Genomic DNA, 6519 nt, shown 5'->3' on the forward strand with positions numbered 1-6519 from the left:
AATGATTGCCTACGCCTTCTTGCAGCACCGTCGCCTCGCACATGCGGGACGGAAAAAAAAGAATCAATGGGCCTCCGCCTCAACCAACCATGCCCGCCGTACGCCACGCCATCGTCGATCTCATTCTTCGGCCGCCATCGCAGCGATGCCCGCACTGCAGAAGACGAATCCGTGAAAAACCACAGCACAAACCAAATCTGCCAAAGTAGTGCTAGTCTAGTTTCGTATTACGACTGGCAGAGCGAAGAACAAGCGTCCGCACCGACCAGCATCACGACCGAGTCACTAGATCGCGCGCCAAAATGTCGACTCTGCGGTACCGCCGCGTCTACGAGCGACACTTCGAGGCAGAGGGTATGAGTTTGAAGGGCGCTTGTAGACCGAACGGAGCCAACTGAGCAGGGGAACGGTGGCTTCGAGCTTGCAAATAATGCTTCCGGCCCGTCCTATTTTTACGCTACAGCGCGCGGGAATTGGGGGCGGCATCAGAGAGCCTTTTGTTTGGCACCGAAGGCGATATAAACCAACACATCCGGGCAATTGGGCTAGACTCAGATGGCGTCGAAACAAGTCAGCAGCAACCCCATCGGCTACCACGAAAGCAGCGCCTTTGTTGGTAAGCCCGCGTCGAGCCCCAAGGTCGCACTGTGAAAATGCCCATCTAGTCAGTGGTTTTTCCGATTGTCGCTGAGATCATCGAAGCATAGGCAGGGACCATGGTTGACAACAATAACAACAAGCGGCGCCGGCTTGTGGAGTTCAAGGACGGTTGCCGCTATGGCAAGTTCGGAAAAACTAAGGCTTATGAACTGATCGCCTATGAGATGATTAGGGCCTACAAGATGGGAGGTAAGACCATGATCGACCTCGACAGCGTGGATGAATATCATGCTTCGCTGCCGAGGGTGGAGACGAGGGCAAGCTAGGCCGCCGATACCGCAGCGAGACAGCGGGCTGCACCGTCGCGCAGGCTATCAAGGCAGGCGATCAGACAAATGCTGCATTAAAGGCACGCGCGTTCGGCCCAACGGACCTCACGGTGATAGAAGCTGTGGATCTTTTTTGCCCTTGCCGAGCTGTCGCCGCAAGACCTCATCGCGCCGCCGTCGCTTTTTGCCTGTCGTGGGCGTGTTGGACTTCGACTAGTTCGCCATATCGGTGTTGACGACCCTAAAGCGCTTGAGAAATGGAATGGCCTGCGCTTCGTCGCCGGTCTCGTCGGCGCGCCGCTTCTCTTCACGCGGCACGAAACGGTCGGAGTAGACCATCGCGGTGCCACGCTCCCCCTTACGCACATGGCCTCCAAGCGACAGCGCTTGCCGGAACGTGAGCCAGCTTTGACCGCTGTAACCATGCTCGATCGTGCTTCCCCAGAGCAGAAGGACGTTGATCCCGCTGTAGGATCGATCGGTCGAAGCATTTTTCGGCATCGCTAAGGGTGCCCTTGCCGCGGCAGTGCCCCAAGGCTGGACCCGGGGCACGCGGCCTGCCTCAAGCTCAGCAATGATTTTGTCGGTGATCTCGTTATAGAGGTTCGCGCGGTCCTGGCCGGCGCACGCGTGAACAGCAGGGCTTGACATCCCGGTTCTCCGCGACGGGCGCCACGAGCCTCTCTCGCAGCTTGTAACCCGTCACGGAAAAAAACCAGCCGCACTCTTACTCTCAGCCTTTTGCGCAATCTGCCTTAGGGCCGCAGGCCTTAATCAGGCGTGCGCCAGGGCACATCGCCTTAAAGAGAAATGGCACCCGCAGGAGCGTGAGCATAGCGGCGCCGAAGGCGGCACGCGGGACCGAGTGCCGCGACGAGACCGGTCAAAAGGGCACCCGGGAACGGGGCAGTGATAGCGACGTCGGCATCTTCATGAGGGCGGGCCCCTTTCCCGAGTGCCCCCGGCGAGGAGCACTAAAGCTCTAGCGCGAGGGATCGAAGCCGCAGGCCGAGACGCTACGCGGCTCGGTTCACGAGAGCCCGGTGCGGCTCCGGCCGCACGCGCAGACAGCGAGGACGAGGGCTTCAAGGGACGTCTGGGGCTGCATTCGCTGCCGCAGGCCGATAACTTCTACCGCAAGATCGGGATGACCGATCTGGGGCAGGACGCGTCGTACCAGAATTTAAGGTACTTTGAGATGACCAGCGAGCAGGCTCGCGCTTTCTTCGAAAAGGAGGAGAACGATGAAACTTGAACGAAGCAAAGAGTGGTGGATGGCTCGGGCACGTCGTGAAGGCGACGCCGTCATCGGCGCCGGCTTGCTCGCGTTCGATCCAGTCCGATACGCGCCCGGCTGCTGCCCAGCAGACCGCGGCGGTTGAAGAAACGCGAATCGCCTTTGGCAAATTCGTGAACTTGATGCGCCGTCGCCGCGGCTTCTCGATGGAGAGGCTGGCAGAGGTCGCCGAGCTCGACGCCAGCGAACTACTCGTTATCGAGGACGACGTCCATTATGTCCCAGAGCCCCGAACGGTCTTCAAACTGGCGCAGACCTTTGCGGACGCTTGATGCAGCTTGCCGGACTGGCGGCGGCAAACGATGCTGGGTTGCGGCAGGAAGCCGTTTGATTTGCCGCCCGCTCCGAGGCTGTGCAGAAGCTGACGCCGGAAGAGAATTCGGCTCTTGAGGCATTCGTCGCCGTCTTGAGCGAACAGGATCCTAAGCGAGCCAAGTGAAGAACGTCAGTCTCGGACATCGAACGATCGCCGACATCGACGGACCGGTCGACAAGGTCCTGCGCGGTCTTGGAGACCCGGAGCCGCCGATCGATCTACGTATTGTCCGCGACCTGCTGAAGCTTGACCGCGGCTACTACTCGACCACGGACGACAGCCTTTTGCGAGAGACCTTCTCGCGCATGAAGGTCGCAGGTCTTCAGGTTCTTCTCCGCCCAACGATCCTACGCGAAGCGGTCCAGACCCTGAGCCTCAAAGCCCTGTACTTGCCCGATCAGAAGCGGATCCTGCTCGACCAGGATCTCCCCGTCCTCAAGCACCATTGGAACGAGGCTCATGAGATCGGGCACGACATCATCCCGTGGCATAATGAGATGATGTTGAGCGACACCGAGCAGACGCTCATGCCCGCCTGCCACCAGAAGATCGAGGCCGAGGCAAACTATGCCGCCGGCCAGTTGCTGTTTCTCGCAAGCCGCTTTGCCGCCCAAGCTGCAAGCTCTGCTCCGAGCCTGGCTCTCGTCAAGAGCCTGAGCAAGGGATTTGGCAACACCATGACCTCAACCCTGTGGCGCTTCGTCGAACAATGCCATGGCGGCCGGCCGATCGTAGCCCTCGTCACTGGCCATCCGCATCGGACACGGCGCAAGGCTGATTTCGATCCTGCCAATCCGTGCCGGTATTGCGTGGAATCGCCTCCGTTCCGTGAGCGGTTCGGCACGATGCGCGAGACCGATCTGTTCGCGACTATCGTCGGCTATTGTGGTTCGCAGAGCGGGGGCAGTCTCGGTCGCAGCGAGGTGCTGTTGGCGGACCTCAATGGCGATCGGCATGTTTTCGATTTCGAGACGTTCTTCAATCGCCACGAGGCGTTGACACTGGGCCATTGGCTGCGCTCATACAATGCGCCGGTGCCAGTGCGAGTGTTCTAAGGAGATGGTCCGGCGATCAACTCTCGTGGTCGATGGACCGCTCGCGATGCGGATGCAGCGGCTGGTGGCGGCACGGGAAGGAAGCACCGGCCGTGAAATCCTCACGCTTCCATTCCTTGCTGCTCGTCTTGCCGGCGGCTTTGTGGCGCCCGTCGCGACCGACGTTCTTTATCCCGCCATTCAGGCGGCGCTGGCTGCGGGCGGCTTCCAAGACCTCGGCCACGAGTCGAGCCTACCGGGGATGCCCCGGGCTGTCCTTCAGTCGCTGACCGCAGTCTGGCGCGCCGACATCGATCTTTCGTCCTTGCCACAACATGTCGGCCGCTTCGCGGATCTGTGTCTCCTCGAAACGCGCATCAGAGAGCGCCTTCCCGCCTCCAGGATGCTGCCCCGCGATCTTCGCGACGCTGCATTGGCGAGGGCTTCATTTTCCACGTCCTTGCTCCGGCCAGTCACGCTCGATGGAATCGTTGAGATCAATGCCGTCTGGCGCCCCCTGCTCAACGGGATTGCGCAATTCACGGGGCTCTCCTGGAACATCCCGGCGCCGACGGAGGAACAGGCGTGGTTTAAGGGCACAATCCACCGGCAGCCAGTGACACCGCCGGCGACATTCTCGGCCGAGGCGAGCGCAGGTCCCAAATCCGAGGTGGTGGAGGCGCTTCGGTGGGTGCATCGGCTGCTGTCTTCTGGCGAGGCAAGAGCCAAGGAGATCGGCATTGCGGCGACGTCGACGACGGACTGGGACGACCATTTTCTCGCCTATGCAAATAGCGCGGGCCTTCCCCTGCACTTCTCGCACGGCATACCAGCGCCAAGCACGCCGGAGGGGCAAGCCTGTGCCGCATTGGCCGACGTTCTAAGGACCGGTCTCAGCCAGGAAAGGATTTGGCGCCTGATCAGACCGCTGCCGCCACGGCCCTTCGCGGGCACCCTTCCGAAAGACTGGTTTGCCGGCATACCGCGCGGCGCGGGCCTGAGGACGCTCGAACAGTGGCGCGAGGCGCTCATCGCCGCGAGATCCCATCGCGCGGACGACATGGCTGCGGAAGGTGCCCTGCTTCCGATTCTGGAGCTTCTGGCGCGCGGCCCCGAGGCCGGCCAGGAAGCCGGCCGACTCCTACTCAGCGGCGCGAGCCTCGCGATGTGGAACTGCGGAGCGCGCCACCACACGCGGTTTCGCTTTCCTTGCAGGCAATGCGGGTGCGCGACGGCCGAGACCCGGCGAACAGCGTTGTGTGGAGCCCCGCTTCGCATCTCGCTGCGAGCCCGCGACCGTTCACGCGACTGCTTGGTCTGACGAGCCGATCCTGGCCTCGGCTCGAGAATGATGATCCTTGATCCCTCACCATCTTCTCGACCGTCGGATGCTGCATGTATTGACGACAGCAGATCGCGATCGCCGGCACTTTGAGGTTATCCGCGATGGAACGCGCGAGCACCTGATCCTCTCGCGGCCACAGCGCAATGCAAAGGGCAGCATCCTATCGCCAAGCTCGCTCTATCCCGCGAACGAGGTGGTCCAGAAGCGTGACCGTATTCCCGAACACGCGTTCAGCGAAGCAGACCGGCTTCTGGCGCGGCCGCGCGATGCGGGAGCGCTCGAGCATGTCCGTCAGAGCCAGCAGTGCTGGCACGCCACGACGGCTTGGTCGCATCCGACCATCCCGCGATCCTAGCCGCTCTCGCCCGGAGCCAATCGACGACGTCGCTTCAGAGGCTCCTGCGGGACCCGCTCGGCTACGTCTGGCGCTATGCGCTGGGATGGCGCTCCATCCGCCTGGAGGGCGAGCCGCTCCAGCTTGATCCGATAGCTTTTGGCGAATTGGTACACGAGCTCATTGCCGGCGCGATAACACGGCTTGAGCCAAGGCCGGGCTTCGCGCGCGCAAACGCCGACGAGATCGAGGCCGCCATTGAGGCAGCGTCCAGCAAGGTTCTGGCGTCCTGGCCGCTACAGCGCTCGGTGCCACCAGCTATCCTCTGGCAACATACCGTGAAGGAAGCCGCTCGCCGCACGACCAAAGGTCTTGCCTGCGACGATCCGACCCGGGCGGATACAAGGAGCTGGAGCGAAGTCCCGTTCGGCCAGGAGACGCTAATAGGCGGCGACTTGCCGTGGGATGAGACGGTCAAGGTACCGATAGAGCAAGCGGGACTTGTCTTTGGTGGTCGGATAGATCGGCTCGACATCCGCGCCTCCGGCGAGGCTGAGATGCATCAGAACATCACGGTCACCGTCGAGCCGTCCGCTTACCTGCAAGCCGTCGTGGCTCGGGCCGAAGCGGCTTCACGCGTTCAACTCAACGGCCAGCTCGGCACGGGAATGCAGGGGCCTGGCGACAATTCGGTTAAGTCCACACAAGGGCCGCCGACAGGATCACAAGAATGAAGATGCTATTCCCACAAACGTGGCGCGCGGGCATGCAGCGTGTCAGCGTAGCCATTGACGACAATATGGGTGAGCCAGTTGTGGTTATTCCTGTGACTCCGGGGAGGCCTAACTTCCCCGGAGAGCCTCAGCCTGACAGGGCTGTGACTGGGACCGCTGTCTTCATGGCGAAGCCTGAGACTGTGGTGATGGGCATAACAAGGTGCATGCGCGCGGCCATTCGCTGAGCCCGCTCATAACCACAAGCGTCCCCATCTTCACTTTCGATCACAAGGCGCTGCCATGGCCGTTGCTGCAAGGCTATCGCATCACGCTCATTCGCACGGGTGAAGCCTTCGAGGTAACAGACATCAAGTCTGACAGCGTTGCGCGTATCGAAGTCAAGGTCGTTCGGCTCGGCAGGTGCCGCGCGGCAATCAGGGTGACAGTGGAGCGTCAATCAGGATGAGAGAGCTTCGCCGGGCTCGTGACGCAGGGAGGGCGTAGCCCGACCGGAGTTACGAGCCCGGCGTCGGCGCGATCCACAGGGG

General features: G+C 61.7%; 5 protein-coding genes and 2 pseudogenes. 6 read left to right on the forward strand and 1 reads right to left on the reverse strand.

The features are described 5' to 3' along the window. Positions 1-175: pseudogene (locus I6F36_RS38095) on the forward strand (IS701 family transposase); the annotation flags it as partial. 541 nt (positions 176-716) lie between these two features. Continuing rightward, positions 717-926: a hypothetical protein gene (locus I6F36_RS38100; RefSeq protein ID WP_225173227.1), complete on the forward strand. Its 210-nt coding sequence runs from the start codon at positions 717-719 to the stop codon at positions 924-926. Positions 927-1154: 228 nt separating this feature from the next. Here the strand turns inward: I6F36_RS38100 and I6F36_RS38105 are convergent. After that, a pseudogene (locus I6F36_RS38105) lies at positions 1155-1580 on the reverse strand (ArdC-like ssDNA-binding domain-containing protein); the annotation flags it as partial. A gap of 600 nt (positions 1581-2180) precedes the next feature. Between I6F36_RS38105 and I6F36_RS38110 the strand changes: the two are divergent. The 4 genes from I6F36_RS38110 to I6F36_RS38125 all read left to right on the forward strand — a co-directional run bounded on the left by I6F36_RS38110 (position 2181) and on the right by I6F36_RS38125 (position 5989). Continuing rightward, complete coding sequence (locus I6F36_RS38110) at positions 2181-2498, forward strand: helix-turn-helix transcriptional regulator (protein WP_225143853.1); 318 nt, start codon at positions 2181-2183, stop codon at positions 2496-2498. A 163-nt stretch (positions 2499-2661) separates the two neighbouring features. Next, positions 2662-3597: a DUF955 domain-containing protein gene (locus tag I6F36_RS38115; protein WP_225143855.1), complete on the forward strand. Its 936-nt coding sequence runs from the start codon at positions 2662-2664 to the stop codon at positions 3595-3597. 25 nt (positions 3598-3622) lie between these two features. Next, positions 3623-4897, forward strand: coding sequence for a hypothetical protein (locus tag I6F36_RS38120; RefSeq protein ID WP_225143858.1), 1275 nt, complete (start codon positions 3623-3625; stop codon positions 4895-4897). Positions 4898-5224: 327 nt separating this feature from the next. Continuing rightward, positions 5225-5989, forward strand: coding sequence for a PD-(D/E)XK nuclease family protein (locus I6F36_RS38125; RefSeq protein ID WP_225143860.1), 765 nt, complete (start codon positions 5225-5227; stop codon positions 5987-5989). The last annotated feature ends 530 nt before the right edge of the window (positions 5990-6519 follow it).

Origin of the sequence: Bradyrhizobium sp. BRP19 (genome assembly GCF_020194195.1) — a bacterium.
Lineage (GTDB): Bacteria > Pseudomonadota > Alphaproteobacteria > Rhizobiales > Xanthobacteraceae > Bradyrhizobium > Bradyrhizobium yuanmingense.